The sequence below is a fragment of the Vibrio sp. V15_P4S5T153 genome (genome assembly GCF_963874485.1).
Lineage (GTDB): Bacteria > Pseudomonadota > Gammaproteobacteria > Enterobacterales > Vibrionaceae > Vibrio > Vibrio anguillarum.
Genome location: NZ_CAWNHR010000021.1, coordinates 140,586 through 157,089, shown reverse-complemented (window position 1 = coordinate 157,089; position 16,504 = coordinate 140,586). Strand labels below are relative to the sequence as shown.

Genomic DNA, 16,504 nt, shown 5'->3' with positions numbered 1-16,504 from the left:
TTATCTGTTTTCAAATCTATTGTAGTCAAGTAAACCAGATTCGACAGGTTGATTTTTTCGATACCATGCATGAACTTTATCGCTGAACGGCCAAAACTTCGAAGAACTGCGGCGAATAGCGAACCTATCGAGCAACTTAACGTAGTCCTGCTCATTTTGCATTTTACTCAATAAGATCACCAATTCTTCAATCTCGTGTTCATGCAGTGACAGATAAGCAGAAGGGTAACTGCCAATGACACCTCTCACTAGAGTCAAACCATCATTCGCTGGGTCACGGTTGCTTTGTTCATCAAATAGACTTGAAATATTGAGATGGGCGTTATTGTGCAACAAAGTAAAAAGTTGATCCTCTCCGTTTTCAGCCGTGATCATCAACATCATAATTTGTGGCACAGCCAGCAACCCTTCGCCTTTGATCTTATTAATGCTATTTAACATCTGTTCACTGCGCTTTGAAAAACCAGTGTCAATTATCGAATAACGATTTGATAACACAGGTTGAAGCTCAGACTTCAAAAGATCAAACAACTCAGATTTTGGATCTTGCGTGTGGTAAACAATACTGGTCGGTTGATCAAAAGGGGCAACGTTACGTTGCAAAAAGTCACTGAGTTGAGTGCTTTGATTTTGATACCAACTTGACTGCTCTTGGTGCCTTATCTCTCTAGGCAACAGAGAGACAAAATTACTTTCACCTTCAAGACGCAGAAAATCCATAAACATGCGAGTAATGAGCTGGTGGCCGAAATTGCCGTAAACATCAAAACCCGCCACCAGTAAATAATGGATTCTTTCTAGTAGGGCATAGTCTAAAACCCATGCTGTTTTGGGTTTTTCTCCCACCAAACCTTGCACTACCGATGCACTATCGAAATGCCTAAAAATAGTCAGTGCCGCATTCGGATTATAGCCATCACCCATCCACAGTACATCCGTGGTTAAGTTCTCGCCATTTTTGAACCACTGATTAGTAAATTCAGACTTTGCTTTCAAATAACGTGCTTGTTGATGCGCATAACGGACCCAATGAGTAATAGGCAACGTGTTACTTTCCAACTCGCTTGGTAGTTTTAGATTCGCGGCTTGCGAGCGATAAAATTGATTCACTTCGGGTAAATCAGCTTTCTCTGGGTCTAGAAAGAACACCCAAAAATGGTCGTTAATAACATTCAGGGCTAGCTGGCCACGACACACTGGCCCTTTGATAAAAGCCATGATGGTGTTTTGAGCATTGTCTAACATAAATCGAAAGCGTGCTTTAACCGGAAGGGCATCAAATGCCGTCATCGGATTGGCGGCAACTTCAATATCATAGCTAGGCAAAACTGAGACTTGATAATTAGGTTGAATGAACCATGCTTGCCAATCATCAAGACGTTTTTTATTCAACGCATAGGGTAAATGAGTTTTATCTACGATACTGCCTTGCTCAGGAATCAAACGGTAGTAGACGCGTTCTACACCAGGATTATCGTAAGGACGTCTTGTCGCAATTCGGTTGACAGGCTCGCCTGGGGGCGTTGTCGAACGTATCAAAGTGAAAAATCTAGGTTGACCAGCAAGTTCAGAAAAATAAAGGTGAGAAAGAAAAAGATGCTCGTAGATATAACGAGCCATTAACTGATTCTTTGCTGTACCTTTATTTAAAAAGTTTTCGTATTGCGCAACCGATTTCTCCTGATCAGAAGTGAGCGGAATATGGCCATTCATGATTGCGCCATCTCTGAGCCACGTGAGTAGCGTATTGTATTCAAGAGGGCTAAGATTTGGCATGCCATAAGGCATTCCCCACGTTGGGTGATCTTGTTTGTACTGTCCGTACTCTTCAATTGTTGGACAAACTTGTTCGCGATCTATCGAAAAATCAAAACCTTTTAGCTGATCTTGTTCTGGTAACGGATGTTCCTCTTTTTGCATTAATAATTTCGCGACTAATCCTGCTTCTAGATTCGCGGTAGGCGTTTGAGATCTCTCGTTCAGCACAGGATGAAAACCAAAATCTCGCCACTGCTCTGTGTATTGTGCATCTTCAAACAAACGGGTAGGAGCCGACGCCGTCAGACGCGTACCATGATAAACCAACGCTTTACTGGCTCCACGATCAATCCCTTCAACTGAAGACATTTTTAGCTGGCAGGGCGCATCATAACAGGCGTGACAGACCACGCAGCGCTGATCGATGATGGGTTTAACATCATTTAAAAAGAAAGAGGCTTCTTTTGAATCTACTGGCGATTGTCTTGATTGAACGCTTGCTTCACCAAACAGTTGGTCATAGTTCAAGCCCGCATACATTGCACATCCTGAAAAAAACACGATGCTAAGAATAATAAGTCGATGAAAAGACATAACATGAGAAATTTAGGAATATTTGTCCCAATTAAAGCAAAGATTAACAAAATGCACCACAAAACGATGACAATAGCGCATTAGGGATGATAAATCGCCCGAGTGGAATAAACTCCACAACTGAACGCACAATGCTCAATTTAGGGTTATAAGACGAGTATACGGTAGACTCGCATTGGCTATACGCATTTAATAAACACATTGAACCCACTATAGTTAAACGAAGAAAATTTTGAGGAGTCAAAGGATGAAACTCTCGATATCAGGGAAGTTGCAATTAAGTTTTTTATTGCTGGTGGTGCTTCTTATCATTTCGACCTTTTTTACCTATCGCAGTATTACGCAAGTCGAAACTCACACCAATTCATTGCTGCAAACGGATCTGCCAACCGTGAATACTAGTCGAAATATTCAGCAGTCGATGCAAGAGGTTATTTCAACGTTACGCGCCTATTTATTGGTGGGTTCTCAAAGTGCAGTGGGTGCAACGCAACTGACAAAACTTGAAACTATTATTGGACAGATGGACAAAACGGTACCGGTGTTAGAAACGCTGATTCTCAGTGAGCAATACACCGCGATCATAAGCGAATGGGCTGCAATCAAAGCGCATATCCAAGGCATCGTATTACTGAGCCAAAGTGAGGATAATTTACCTGCCCACACATTATTCATTAACGAGGCCGCCCCCATAGCAGAAGTTGCACTTGACCAGTTACAAGGGCTGATTAACGACGAGTCGACTAACAAAGAAGGAGGGGAGCGGAAACGTCTCTTTAAATTGTATGCTGACAGCTATAATTCGTTAGCTAATGCACTTGCATCGTTGCGAGATTTCTTACTGTATGCGAAGCCTGAACATCTCGAAAAATATCAAGACCTGATTAACTCTCATAACCAATCTGTTGCTGAAATTGTGGAAAAGTCCTCTTTGCTATCGGATGATGAACAGAGTCTTTGGTCATTATTTAATGAGATGCAGCAGCTTTATTTCCCACTCGCACAGCAGGTGATTGCAATACGCCAATCTGAGCAATGGAACGGCGTTAATCAAAAAATGGCCACACAACTTATGCCTGCCGTAGATAAAATGACTAACCGTCTTGAAGATGTTATCGCCACTCAACAATCAAAAGCAGAACAAAGTGGCGAAAGGATGAGTCGTAGCATTAGTAATGTGATTAACGTGTTATTTATCATGATTGCCGTGACTGTTTCAGTTGCTGTTTTGCTTTCCAATTACTTAGGTAAGAATATCGGCCGCAGAGTGAGTCGAATCGGAAAGAGAGCCGAAATCATTGCGGCAGGAGATGTCTCTCAACCAGCACTTTTGTGTGAAGGTAGCGACGAGCTATCTCAGCTTACCGCCGCGATAAACAATATGAACAACTCACTGCGAACGATCGTTCAGGGAGTCAGTACCAAAGCGCAACAGGTCAGTCAAAACATGGATGAGCTTCTGAACTATAACTCAAACACTCGGCAGCAAGTACAGCAGCAGCGAGCAAGTATTGAGCAGGTTACAGTACGTTTGAGCGATGTGGCGCAGTATTCTATGGCGACCGCAGAAAAAGCTGAACAATCTACGCAATCTCTTTTGTTATCACAAAATGAGCTCAAAGAGGGAGCCTCGGCGCTAGAACAAAATAGAAAAAGTATTGATAAGCTTGATCAAACCATACAAAAGGCAACGCAATTGGTGCTCGATCTTAGTCGAGAAAGCGAATCGATTGGGCGTGTGACCGAAGTAATAGAGGGATTAGCGGAACAAACTAACCTTCTGGCCTTAAATGCGGCGATTGAGGCCGCAAGAGCCGGAGAATATGGACGAGGCTTTGCTGTGGTAGCGGATGAAGTTAGGCTGCTGGCGACTCGAACCACTCAATCAACCACAGAAATTAACACTATTATAAACGCCATACAGTCAGCGACTGCGGCTGTGGTCAATGAAATTAACATGAGTCAGAACCTTGCCAATGAGGGTGCGGCGCAGACCATCCACGCCTTCAACAAAATGATGGACGTACAAGGAAAAATAACGGCGTTAGATAAGGAAATGCACCAATTATCCTCGGCGGCGGATCTGCAACAACAATCAACACACCAAATGACTCAATTCATGCAAGAGGTTGTCAATTCGGTGGAAAGTGTGGCAAGTATTAGCCAAATCTCAAACCAAACGTCAGCGCAAGTAAAAGATAATGTCACTGTACTCAATCAAGAAATGGAAAAGTTCAAAATTTAAACGCAAGAGTAGATATTCAATTGAGTTAAAAACAACCAAAAGCACACAAATCTCAACCAATTGAATTTACTTTGTTTATTTACTGTTCGCTTGAACGGGTTTTGATAAAAAATGGGTTTTCTTTTTTGCTAACTGTGGCATAGTGACAGCGTCAATTCGGTGCGCGGGCATCGTATAATGGCTATTACCTCAGCCTTCCAAGCTGATGATGCGGGTTCGATTCCCGCTGCCCGCTCCAATATTCTCGTATTTATCCAGTCTACTAGAAACAAAAAATCCACCCTAGAAAGAGTGGATTAGAGTCGTTCTTTTTAAAAATTTAAACGGGACTGACGCTCTCAGCTTGTGGCCCTTTTTGACCATCAGTGATTACAAAACTCACCTTTTGGCCATCGACTAAGTTGCGGCGCCCTTCACCCGTAATAGCGGAAAAATGTACAAATACATCTTTGCTGCCATTATCTGGGGTAATAAAGCCAAAACCTTTATCTTGGTTGAACCACTTTACAATTCCGTTTACTTTTTCACTCATAATCTTACTCTTGCTATGTTGTTTTGACGTTGCAAAACAGTTGCAACATGAATAACTTAACCAAAGTATTTTGCACAATCTAATGAAGTTTCTGTGAATGTGATGTACGCCTTGTTGAGTATCAAATTTTGCGATTTCTATACCAAAATGTGATGCATTAAATCAAGGTAACTGTTCATACTTCAACTCTATTTCTGCCATTTTGTTTAGCTTTATAGAGCGCTTGATCCGCAATTTTTAACACTGCTTCAGGTTTTTCTGAGGCGTAGCTATCAGCCACGCCAATACTAACCGTAATAGAGACAAGATTTGATGGTGTTTTCTGCTCACGCTTCTTGGAACCGAGCTTATCGTCTTTTGGTCTGTCTTCTGCGTTCCTAATGACCATTTGGTACTGTTCAATATCTTTGCGAAGCAAATCTAAGTAGATTGCAGCTTGCTGTGCATTTTTTCCTTTAAATAGGATGGTAAACTCTTCACCACCGTAGCGATAAACACGTGCGTTTCCTTGAGTCAGCAATAAACGGCTAGCAATCAACTTAAGCACATCATCACCAGTGTCATGACCATAGCGATCATTGAACTGCTTAAAATGGTCTATATCTAGCATCGCTATCGCATATTTTTTGCCTAAGTATTTGATGTCAAGATCTAAGGCGTGGCGACCTGGGATACCCGTTAAGCGATCAATAAACGCCATTTTATGACCCGCCGAAATTAGATATAAGATCAATAAAACCCCGGCTAGAGAGAAAAGTGTGCTTGAGATATAACTCACGTGGAAAAAAATAAAGGTGACGGAGGAAAGTAAAATACTGGCGTAAATGCTGGTGTCTAAGATCTGGTTTCGCGTGAGCACAAATATTGCGGAGACCCCAATTAATGCCAAGAGGTACATCACCAACAAAAATGGCAATTTCGATATTTTCGGTATAGTTACTAAAAAAACTTGGCTAAAATTCTCAAATCCGCCATCACTGACGTACATCAAAGTAACAACGGCCCAAAACATTAACAGCAGCAAAATAGCGATGTATAAGCCATAAGTTTTACTCAATACAGTAGCATTACTTCCTAACGCATAAGGTACTAAACACAAAACGGGTAATAACAAACTTAATAACGAAAGCTCTAGCAAGGTTGTTCCCGTAGAAAGGGGCATCTGTAAGCGCCACTGGATGATTGCGTAGGCCACCATCATCGCTGTCGAGATCATAGCCAAGCGCCCTTGCTTAAAAATGTGTCCTAATGCGATTGCTACCGTGAAAAGAATATAAGGCAGGTTACTAGCGAAGCCAATATTGGCGCTAGTGATCAGAATGACGTTTTCCATCCCCAACATAATGGCTATTAGCAACCCTATTGGGAATAAGAATCGAAACCAATGAGATGATACAAAACTTGTCGGCATTAATAATACAAATATGACCTTTGTGGCATTTAAAATTAAAATTGATAATAAGGCCCATAGCATACTTTTATTTAATAGATTGCCAAGCTTTTTGCTAGACTTACTAAATGAAAGCGAGCACTTGAACAAAGTTTAGACGACAACGCATCTAAAAGTTGTATAAAATCACCAAGGTACGCTAAGTTGTTACTGCTAAGTTCTATCTAAATATTTTGATTAGTACGAAGAGGAAGGAGTGTAAGGATGCAAATCAGTGTTGATGTACATAATTACATGGAAACACTTGTCGGACGCGTATTGGCTGAAGATAAGTATGTAAATCACTATGATAATGAGCAGCTTGCCGATCTTGCTTGCTTATCCCTTGCTCAATTGAGACCGATCTATATTCGATACGACATAGATTTTCTCTCTGCGCTACCTGAAGAAAAATTGGTCATACTTAAAGAGAATGCACAAGTTGCCGTTGAATCGGCGGAAAGCATGATCGTTAATGATCGACGTAGACACAGAGAAGATGATATTCCTATCATTCTAGGCCAATTGCGCTTTGACGATAACTTAGAACTAGAGTGGTTCGAGAAGCCGATTATTGAAACAAACAAGTCTTAAAGGAGTTCTTGTGGGATTTTTTTCTCGTTTATTTAATCAAGGGTCAGGCAATGACTCAAAAATGAAGCTTTTAGATCCCATTGAATATAAAGGTTTTTTAATTTACCAAGATGCAATGTCTGAATCAGGGCAATATCGTGTCGCTGGTAAAATTAGTAAAGATGTTAATGGTGAAATATGTACTCACCGTTTTATCCGCTCCGATGTCGTAGCTAGTAAAAGCGACGCTGATGAGCTTATGCTTAAAAAAGCAAAAATGCTCATCGATCAGATGGGCGAGAAAATCTTTTCCTAACATCGTCCAACTTGATAAAAATCATAATGAATATCCTCATTAGTCGATACCCTTATTCATTGAGTAAAATACATGGCTAATATCCTGTTTTTATAGAGCTTTGTGATAAGTGGTTCGACCTCTGCTTTGTTTGGATGTCGTTGTGTTTTTGTCTTTCACCTATGACAATCACTCATTACTTAACCTTATATGTAATAGCATTTTGTATTTTTATTACAAACTGCTTGCAGTTATGCTGGTGGTTAGATAAAAACAGAATAATCATTGTGCCAATAGTCAAGGAATAACTATGCAAATTGGTGTACCAAAAGAGACCCTTACGGGTGAAACACGGGTTGCAGCTTCACCGAGTTCGGTAGCGCAATTAATCAAACTAGGCTTCGACGTCTCCATTGAAACTCAAGCTGGGGTTTTAGCCAGTTTTGATGATGCGGCTTTTGAGGCGGCTGGTGCCACGATTGTTTCGACACAAGATGTTTGGAATTCAGACATTATCTTGAAGGTCAATGCGCCGATTGTTGATGAAAAACAATCGATTGATGAGGTTGCTTTGATCAAAGAAGGGGCAAGCCTAATCAGTTTTATCTGGCCTGCACAAAACCCAGAATTGATGGAACAGTTATCAAGTAAAAAAATCAACGTGCTGGCGATGGACTCAGTGCCGAGAATATCCAGAGCACAAGCTTTAGACGCTTTGTCATCAATGGCTAACATTGCTGGCTACCGCGCTGTTGTTGAAGCTGCACATGAATTTGGCCGCTTCTTTACAGGGCAAATTACCGCAGCGGGCAAAGTCCCGCCGGCAAAAGTACTGGTTGCCGGAGCTGGCGTTGCTGGCCTCGCTGCTATCGGTGCCGCAGGAAGTTTGGGGGCAATTGTACGAGCTTTTGATGTTCGCCCAGAAGTAAAAGAACAAGTTCAATCAATGGGTGCAGAGTTTTTGGAAGTCGATTTCCAAGAAACGGCTGGTTCAGGCGATGGTTACGCCAAAGAGATGTCTGACGACTTTAATAAAAAGGCCGCTGAACTTTATGCTGCGCAAGCTAAAGATGTCGACATCATTATCACGACGGCTTTGATCCCTGGACGTCCAGCCCCTAAGCTGATCACCAAAGAGATGGTCGACAGTATGAACGCTGGTAGCGTGATCGTCGATCTTGCAGCTGCAAACGGGGGGAACTGTGAATACACGGTTGCCGATCAGGTGATTACAACCGCCAATGGTGTGAAAGTGGTCGGTTATACTGATATGGTTGGCCGCTTACCAACACAATCCTCTCAATTATATTCAACAAACATCGTTAACTTGCTGAAATTGTTATGCAAGGAAAAAGATGGGTCCATCAATATTGACTTTGAAGACGTTGTTTTACGTGGTGTGACGGTCGTGAAAGAAGGCGAAATAACGTGGCCAGCACCACCGATCCAAGTCTATGCGCAACCGCAAGTCAAGACCGCACCAACTAGACCTGAACCCAAAAAACAAGAACCCGTTTCTGCGACGAAAAAAATTGCTGGCTTAGTTGCTGCCGTTGGCGCTTTTGCTTGGATCGCATCGGTCGCACCTGCGGCTTTTTTAAGCCATTTCACCGTTTTTGTTTTAGCGTGTGTCGTAGGTTACTACGTCGTTTGGAATGTTACTCATGCTTTACATACTCCTTTGATGTCCGTTACCAATGCAATTTCCGGCATTATTGTGGTCGGAGCTTTATTGCAGATAGGTCAAGGGAGTGGTGTGGTCACTTTCCTCGCGTTTATCGCTGTTTTAATTTCAAGCATTAACATCTTTGGTGGTTTTACAGTCACCAAACGTATGCTTGAAATGTTCCGTAAAGACTAAGGGAGTAATATATGTCTGCAGGATTAGTACAAGCCGCATATATTATTGCTGCTATCTTCTTCATCATGAGCCTTGCTGGATTATCAAAGCAGGAATCAGCAAGAGCTGGTAACTACTATGGTATAGCGGGTATGGCTATCGCACTCATCGCCACTATTTTTCGTCCAGATGCGCAGGGCTTAGCTTGGGTATTGCTGGCGATGGTAATTGGGGGCGGTATCGGTATTCATTATGCTAAAAAAGTAGAAATGACCGAAATGCCCGAACTTGTGGCTATTCTCCACAGTTTTGTGGGCATGGCTGCGGTATTAGTGGGTTATAACAGCTATATCGATGCGCCAATTGTACTCGATCACGCTGAACACGTGATTCATTTGGTTGAAGTGTTCATTGGGGTATTTATTGGTGCCGTCACCTTTACAGGATCTATCGTCGCCTTTGGTAAACTGCGTGGAATCATTTCGTCGTCGTCGCTCAATCTCCCTCATAAGCATAAGCTCAACCTCGCGGCCATTGTTGTCTCCACATTATTAATGATTTACTTTGTTAATAATGGTGGCAGCATGTTTGCATTGATTATTATGACTCTGATAGCGTTCGCGTTTGGCTACCATTTGGTGGCTTCGATTGGTGGTGCAGACATGCCCGTTGTGGTATCGATGCTTAACTCCTATTCAGGTTGGGCAGCGGCAGCGGCTGGCTTTATGTTAGCGAATGATTTGCTGATCGTAACCGGAGCACTGGTTGGTTCTTCAGGTGCCATTCTTTCTTACATTATGTGTAAAGCGATGAACCGCTCTTTTGTTAGTGTGATTGCCGGGGGCTTTGGTCAGGATGTGGCTATCAGCGCAGACGTTGAATACGGTGAACACCGTGAAATAAACGCTGAAGAAGTAGCCGAAATGCTGAAAAACTCTAAGTCAGTGATCATCACTCCAGGGTACGGCATGGCAGTAGCTCAAGCACAGTATCCTGTTCACGAAATCACGGAGAAGTTACGTGCACAAGGCATTAAAGTTCGCTTTGGTATTCATCCAGTAGCGGGACGTTTGCCTGGCCATATGAACGTACTGCTTGCTGAAGCAAAAGTGCCTTATGACATTGTGTTAGAAATGGACGAAATAAACGATGATTTTACTGAAACGGATACGGTTTTGGTGATCGGTGCAAATGACACAGTAAACCCAGCAGCATTAGAAGATCCGAACAGTCCGATCGCCGGAATGCCAGTGTTGGAAGTATGGAAAGCGCAAAATGTCATTGTATTCAAGCGTTCAATGAATACTGGCTACGCAGGTGTACAAAACCCTCTTTTCTTTAAAGATAATACCTATATGCTTTTTGGTGATGCAAAAGAGAGTGTAGACGCCATCTCAAAAGCGTTATAGCATCTACGATTAGGATAATGAAGAAGCCAGCAAAATGCTGGCTTCTTCTGTTTTTGAGCAATCATTATTGACATGGATATAACACGTGCAATGTATTATTAGTTAATAATGTTATATAGTTTTTAATCTAAACCATTAATGAAAATAAAACTTGTTTAAAGCGATTAAGACCTACTTTTGGACTATTTTAGTTCTAATACCTATTCAAACCTATGCCGATTCGTTGCCAGAACGCATCGACCTTTTTGCGTCGCTTTTTGATTATAGTACCGCTGATGTAAGTTATGATATCCGTACTTTGCAGGTTGATTATCCAACTCGCTTATTGACTCCCGAATCAATGTTACCGCAAACGGCTGAATACCCTTTAAAAGATCTACAGTTGTTATACAAATTATCTCAAAGCTGTACAGGTAAGTTGCCGCTGAGCCCACTCATAACAGAGCCATTAGTCTTCACGAGAGCTATCTGTAAAGGATCTCAATTACCGTCGAAATGGTTTGCGAGAAGCGCTTTGATTCACCCTGGAGGTGGGACATATGCGGCTCGTTATGTGAAAAAATACCCTGAGAAATTTGTCGAGTTGCAACAATATATGCACATACGAGAGCGCACCAAAGCAAGTGTGGATTCTTTGCTTGGCCGCATCCAAAACATGAATGAAGATACGATCTTAGCACTTATATCAGGTGCAACCATGTTTGTAGAGAACAGCGATCTTTGGCTGAGAAAAGGGGATATGTATTACGTTTTTAACGAAGACGTATGGTTAGACAACGCGAGTAAAGCAGGACTCAGCTATAGCATGGCCTCGGAAAATTCGACCTGTTTTATTCAAAGAGGCAACATTTGTTGGAATGTTGAAGATCATTCCAACGTGTTACGGATAAGTATGGTAATTCTTGTCCTAGCTAACATAATACTTGTATTAGGCTGGTCCCTTTATCGTTGGAATTCAAAACGACAGGAAATGAAAAGTCGTATGTTGGTGCTGCAGATTCTTACTCACGAGCTCAGAACACCCATTGCAAGTCTATCGCTAACCGTTGAAGGATTTAGGCGCGAATTTGAAAGGTTACCATCAACTGTTTACGATGAGTTTAGACGCCTATGCGAAGATTCCAGACGTTTACGGCAACTGGCCGAAGCCAGTAAGGATTATTTACAGTCAGAGAGCAGGCCGCTTGCAACAGACTGGGTACCTTCCGTTGAAGAATGGTTACAATACAAAGTGGAAGAAGAGTTTCGTGAAAGCATAGATCTTGTTATAAACAAAGATATTGCAGCTAAGCTGAATGTTTATTGGCTTGGGACATGCATCGATAACTTAATTAGAAACGCAGTAAAATACGGTGTTGCTCCAGTTACGTTAGAGGTAACAACTAAACAAAATTCAATCACGATCAAAGTTACAGATCAAGGTCTGTTAAATCATCGAGATTGGAGAAATTTACGTAAACCTTTTGTCAGCAAAAGTGGCTTAGGTTTAGGTTTGACTATTGTAGAATCAATGGTAGGTCGGATGGGTGGTAAGATGACACTCGCAGGACCGCCAACCACATTTATATTGGAGATCCCCTGTGAAACAGACATTGCTTCTCGTTGAAGATGATAAAAACCTTGCCGATGGCTTATTAGTAAGCCTTGAACAAGCAGGGTATGACTGTTTACATGCAGAAACTATTGCAGATGTTAAACAGCATTGGGACAGTGCAGACTTAGTCATCCTCGATCGCCAATTACCCGATGGCGATTCTGTTCAGCATTTGCCAGAATGGCGTAAAATAAAAGAGTTGCCAGTAATTCTTTTAACCGCACTTGTTACGGTCAAAGACAAAGTGGCCGGATTGGACGCAGGGGCAAATGATTACTTAACCAAGCCTTTTGCCGAGGCTGAATTATTTGCACGAATTCGAGCCCAACTTCGTTCACCAGAATCAGAAGGGCAGGATGACACGAAAGTGGTTACACCCAATCTTGTTATTGATAAAGCCACAAGAGAAGTTTTTTTTAAAGAAGATTCAATTACCTTAACGCGTACTGAATTTGACTTACTCTTATTTTTAGCAAGCAATCTCGGGAGAGTGTTTACGCGTGACGAATTGCTTGATCATGTATGGGGTTATAACCACTTTCCAACGACAAGAACCGTAGATACCCACGTGTTGCAATTGCGCCAAAAACTTCCAGGCTTAGAGATTGAAACCTTGCGCGGTGTTGGATACAAGATGAAAGCGTGATGCAGAAATCTCGTTTACTATTGGTAGGCATAGCATTTGTGACTATTCCTACCAAAGCACAAAATGTTGAGTGGTTTGATCAAATCACACCGCTTACCCAAGCGCATCAGAATCTTTTAAATAATAATTTAGAAGCAATGTTTAACTCACTTGTCGAAGTGTGGCAGCTTGAACATAACAAAAACATTCAGAGCCATCTCAATGAATTATTATTACAATCATTAACCGTTGATTGCGGTAAAAGTTTAGACAAAAAACCACTCCCTGAATGGCTTAAATCAATCACCATTAATAGGCAAGAGATCCAGAGCCCAGGAAGAGATGCATTTCATGTTGATATAGAAGTGGACGCTGAAAAACCACTTGCTGATATCAGGCTGGCGCAGTGGGTTGATAAAAGTTTATCAACCGATAGCTTGTTAACGACCACTTCGAGTGATAGCGTCACTGGAAAGGCACATTACTTAAAGCGTTATAATCTCAATAGTAAAGTTACAATGGGTTTATACCGTCTTGATATAACAGCCAAAGATCAGCAATCTTGGAGCGCATGGATTGTGCTTGGTGAACCCAAAGCAAAGCAAATTGTACGTTGGGCTTCAAAAGATCAATGGCAAATTGAAAAAAAAGCGCTACTTAATCCATATTGTCCTTTACCTGAACTCAATGTATCGCTGTATGATTATATCGATGGAAAATACTCTGAAATATGGAGTCAACGCTACGAGTCTGAGTATCCTAATGAACTTGAAATCACTAATTTGGCTGCAGACCGTTATGTATTAGCGGTATCAATGACTCAACAGCGTTGGCAAGGGCCGATTATCATTGAGCAATCTCAAGTAATCAGTAAAACCTACGATGTTTCAGTAGATGAATAATTAAAGATAATAGACAATGTGCCGTTATAGACATAAAGGAAACGACACGTTTATAACATTATGAAAAATTTCATTAAAATACTCCCACTTGCAGTCGTACTTACACCATCTTTCAGCTTCGCAGCCAATTATGCAATAGAGGCACGAGGGGATGCGATGGGTGGTGTAGGGGTTGTATCTGCGAACTTTCTCACTGCTCCATTTTATAACCCTGCACTTGTGGCTATTTATCGTCGTAACGATGACGTAGGTATGATCGTTCCCAGTTTCGGGATTTCTTATAATGATGAAGACCACATGGTCGATGATTTAGACAGCATTTCAAGCTTCATAGAAAAAAAAGATTACACAAATACTGAACAGCTGCAGAAAAGTTTAGATAATTTACAAAATGATAAACTAAAAGCCGAAATTGGCGGTGTTGTCGCCTTTGCCATTCCTAACCAATTTATAGCGGCTAATTTATTCGCCAAAGCCTATACCGAAACGTTTGTCACTCCTGATGTTTACAGCGGCGAAAACACTGCTTCATTAACTCCAGAGCTACAATCTGTTGAAAACGCCGAGCTCAGTGCAGTGAATGCTGTTTCCGTTGGGGTAACAGAAGTGGGTTTCTCGCTAGCCAAGTACCAAACATTTTTAGGCCAACATATTGCCTTTGGTGTAACACCTAAACTTCAACGCATCTACACCTATGTATATTCAGCAAGCGTAACCGATTACGATATCAAAGATGCACGAGATAATGGCCAAGGTGAAACCATGTTCAACCTTGATGCCGGCGCATTGTGGTTTTATGGGCCTTTAAGAGTTGGATTTTCCGCAACCAATTTAGTCAAGAGAGACATTCAAACTCAATCTTACACTAAGAGTCTTAAGAGCCAATTCGGTAAAACACGAGACATCAATATTGGCTACGCATACCAAATGAGGCCACTTTATACAGTAGGCGTAGGTATTGTTGCAGACTATGCCACATTAAGCATGGATTATGATCTTAACGAAGAAGAGCGCTACACTAATTTTAATGACAATACACAGATGATTCGAGTAGGTGGTGAAATCGATATCATGCGTCAGTTAAAATTAAGAGCAGGATATAAGAAGAACTTAGCATACGATAATGTTGATGGAACAATCACAGCAGGGGTAGGGATCTCACCTCTCAATCTCTTCCAACTGGACATTGGAGCTAGCTATACAAACGATAATGCGATGGGAGCTTACATAAATTTCCTTGCTAGTTATTAACTCGATCTTTATAGTCAGGCTCCTAATCAACCGGAGCCTTTTTAAATGTTTGATGATATTCCTACTTTATCTCACCAAGAACAGCAAGAAGCTGTGGAGAAAATTCAACAACTAATGGCTCAAGGTATCAGTACCGCAGAAGCCATAAAAATCGTTGCATCCCAAATTAGAGCAGAAAAATCTGCAGATAAAACGAATTAATTCTCAACCTAACTATATCCATTGCATAAGAGCGTTCACTCATTAGTGGACGCTTTTTTATACCCTTATTATCTCGACTTAAAATCATTACAAACCAGAAACGAATTCATTGCACATATCGAATTCAATCGAACATAAATTCAATCGAACATAAAAGGATAATATTAAATAAAAACAATAAGATATGACAGAATAAAAAACCGTACGGATATCACGAATCAACTTGGTGTAATTTTATTACATGTCACTGCGTTCATCTCGAATAAGTGCGGATCATGTCAGGATAAAACTCCAGATCAATACACTGTAACGTTAATCTGAACAAGCCTACTTTTAATCTTCCCCTAATTCATGGTGCGCATTATATATCTTATGTTCAATAAATAATGACAAAATGAAAGCGCCACGCCTTTGTACGCTTTCTAGGGATGTGGCCATTAAACATAATCAGTATTTACCATAAAATACCTAATAACTAGTCTGATAATCGAAGATTTCATTCTAGTTATTAATACGTTAATTTCCGGCTAGTTTAACTATGAAACCTTTCTTTTCTAAATAAGCTTTAATTTTGTCTCGAGCATCACCCTGGATTTCTATTTCACCATCTTTTACTGAGCCACCACACCCACAACTTTTCTTGAGTTCTGCCGCGAATAGCTTTAGTGCAGTATCATCTAAATCCAAGCCGGTCACGATACTCACGCCTTTCCCTTTTCGCCCTTTTGTTTGACGATGGATTCTAACCACTCCATCTCCTTTAGGGCGTTCTATAACTTCAGGCTCAGCTTTGATACGGCCTAAATCCGTAGAATATACAAGTGTCATAAATCATTTACTTCTTTAATTGTTCTGCTTTCTGTTTTGCAAGCAAATAAGCTTCGATATGTTTTTGAATAGCCACTTTTGAACCTTTGATTAAGCGACCATTGAAAAAGCAATACCACCCATTGAGCTCACCTGTATCATTCTTCAGTGTAAAGCCGCCAAATTGCTCTTGTTTACCATTTGGATCTTCTCTCTTCTTACCTACCGCACTGAACTCTCTAGGATCAATGATAGAGGCAGTATCACACCACCAGTCTATGCTTTTTTTAACTGCCGCAAGGTTACCAGTCAAAACATGGTTTTTGATCTTAACTTGCCATATATCTGTAGAGTTAGGCGCAGATGTAAGGGTAAATCCTCGATACGTCGCTATAGCCATATGTTATTGGTCTTTTTAATTATAGGTTAGTTAAATAATAATTGTATCT

The 16,504-nt window shown here is 41.2% G+C and carries 15 protein-coding genes and 1 tRNA gene; 11 read left to right on the top strand and 5 right to left on the bottom strand.

Translation table 11 applies throughout. The features are described 5' to 3' along the window. Complete coding sequence (locus AACT42_RS23430; protein WP_094132281.1) at window positions 1-2,352, bottom strand: fatty acid cis/trans isomerase; 2,352 nt, start codon at window positions 2,350-2,352, stop codon at window positions 1-3. 247 nt (window positions 2,353-2,599) lie between these two features. On the opposite strand from AACT42_RS23430, the gene AACT42_RS23425 reads away from it, so the two are divergent. After that, on the top strand, window positions 2,600-4,597 hold the full coding sequence (locus tag AACT42_RS23425; protein WP_029189957.1) for a methyl-accepting chemotaxis protein: 1,998 nt from the start codon (window positions 2,600-2,602) through the stop codon (window positions 4,595-4,597). Window positions 4,598-4,760: 163 nt separating this feature from the next. Next, window positions 4,761-4,835: transfer RNA gene (locus AACT42_RS23420), tRNA-Gly, on the top strand. Window positions 4,836-4,916: 81 nt separating this feature from the next. Here AACT42_RS23420 and AACT42_RS23415 read toward each other — a convergent pair. Together AACT42_RS23415 and AACT42_RS23410 are read right to left on the bottom strand one after the other, a co-directional pair. Next, complete coding sequence (locus AACT42_RS23415; RefSeq protein WP_013867804.1) at window positions 4,917-5,129, bottom strand: cold-shock protein; 213 nt, start codon at window positions 5,127-5,129, stop codon at window positions 4,917-4,919. A gap of 175 nt (window positions 5,130-5,304) precedes the next feature. After that, window positions 5,305-6,669, bottom strand: a complete 1,365-nt coding sequence (locus tag AACT42_RS23410; protein WP_094132280.1) for a GGDEF domain-containing protein — start codon at window positions 6,667-6,669, stop codon at window positions 5,305-5,307. A 114-nt stretch (window positions 6,670-6,783) separates the two neighbouring features. Between AACT42_RS23410 and AACT42_RS23405 the strand changes: the two genes are divergently transcribed. The 9 genes from AACT42_RS23405 to AACT42_RS23365 all read left to right on the top strand — a co-directional run bounded on the left by AACT42_RS23405 (window position 6,784) and on the right by AACT42_RS23365 (window position 15,248). Continuing rightward, on the top strand, window positions 6,784-7,152 hold the full coding sequence (locus tag AACT42_RS23405) for a late competence development ComFB family protein (protein ID WP_013867802.1): 369 nt from the start codon (window positions 6,784-6,786) through the stop codon (window positions 7,150-7,152). Between the two features lie 10 nt (window positions 7,153-7,162). After that, the gene (locus AACT42_RS23400) at window positions 7,163-7,447 is read left to right on the top strand and encodes an HlyU family transcriptional regulator (RefSeq protein WP_026027783.1); all 285 of its coding nucleotides are present in this window, start codon (window positions 7,163-7,165) and stop codon (window positions 7,445-7,447) included. 289 nt (window positions 7,448-7,736) lie between these two features. Then, entirely contained in the window at window positions 7,737-9,287 is a 1,551-nt protein-coding gene (locus tag AACT42_RS23395) for a Re/Si-specific NAD(P)(+) transhydrogenase subunit alpha (protein ID WP_094132279.1), read from the top strand. 11 nt (window positions 9,288-9,298) lie between these two features. After that, window positions 9,299-10,675 (top strand): Re/Si-specific NAD(P)(+) transhydrogenase subunit beta, encoded by a 1,377-nt coding sequence (pntB, locus tag AACT42_RS23390; RefSeq protein ID WP_017046914.1) that lies wholly within the window; start codon window positions 9,299-9,301, stop codon window positions 10,673-10,675. Window positions 10,676-10,826: 151 nt separating this feature from the next. Beyond that, on the top strand, window positions 10,827-12,281 hold the full coding sequence (gene vxrA / locus AACT42_RS23385) for a sensor histidine kinase VxrA (protein WP_017046913.1): 1,455 nt from the start codon (window positions 10,827-10,829) through the stop codon (window positions 12,279-12,281). Further along, entirely contained in the window at window positions 12,256-12,915 is a 660-nt protein-coding gene (gene vxrB / locus AACT42_RS23380) for a response regulator transcription factor VxrB (RefSeq protein ID WP_013867797.1), read from the top strand. The genes vxrA and vxrB overlap by 26 nt, the downstream gene beginning before the upstream one ends. Continuing rightward, window positions 12,912-13,796 (top strand): DUF2861 family protein, encoded by an 885-nt coding sequence (locus tag AACT42_RS23375; protein ID WP_094183049.1) that lies wholly within the window; start codon window positions 12,912-12,914, stop codon window positions 13,794-13,796. Before vxrB ends, AACT42_RS23375 begins: the two co-directional genes overlap by 4 nt. Window positions 13,797-13,856: 60 nt before the next feature. After that, window positions 13,857-15,047, top strand: a complete 1,191-nt coding sequence (locus tag AACT42_RS23370; RefSeq protein WP_094132915.1) for a conjugal transfer protein TraF — start codon at window positions 13,857-13,859, stop codon at window positions 15,045-15,047. A gap of 45 nt (window positions 15,048-15,092) precedes the next feature. Next, window positions 15,093-15,248, top strand: coding sequence for a YoaH family protein (locus AACT42_RS23365; RefSeq protein WP_013867794.1), 156 nt, complete (start codon window positions 15,093-15,095; stop codon window positions 15,246-15,248). Window positions 15,249-15,764: 516 nt separating this feature from the next. Here AACT42_RS23365 and yciH read toward each other — a convergent pair. Both yciH and AACT42_RS23355 read right to left on the bottom strand, forming a co-directional pair. Next, window positions 15,765-16,076 carry a stress response translation initiation inhibitor YciH gene (yciH, locus tag AACT42_RS23360; RefSeq protein ID WP_094167961.1) on the bottom strand — a complete coding sequence of 104 codons (312 nt, stop codon included), beginning with the start codon at window positions 16,074-16,076 and terminating at the stop codon, window positions 15,765-15,767. A 7-nt stretch (window positions 16,077-16,083) separates the two neighbouring features. After that, window positions 16,084-16,455: a DUF3319 domain-containing protein gene (locus AACT42_RS23355; RefSeq protein ID WP_017045561.1), complete on the bottom strand. Its 372-nt coding sequence runs from the start codon at window positions 16,453-16,455 to the stop codon at window positions 16,084-16,086. Between the last annotated feature and the right edge of the window lie 49 nt (window positions 16,456-16,504).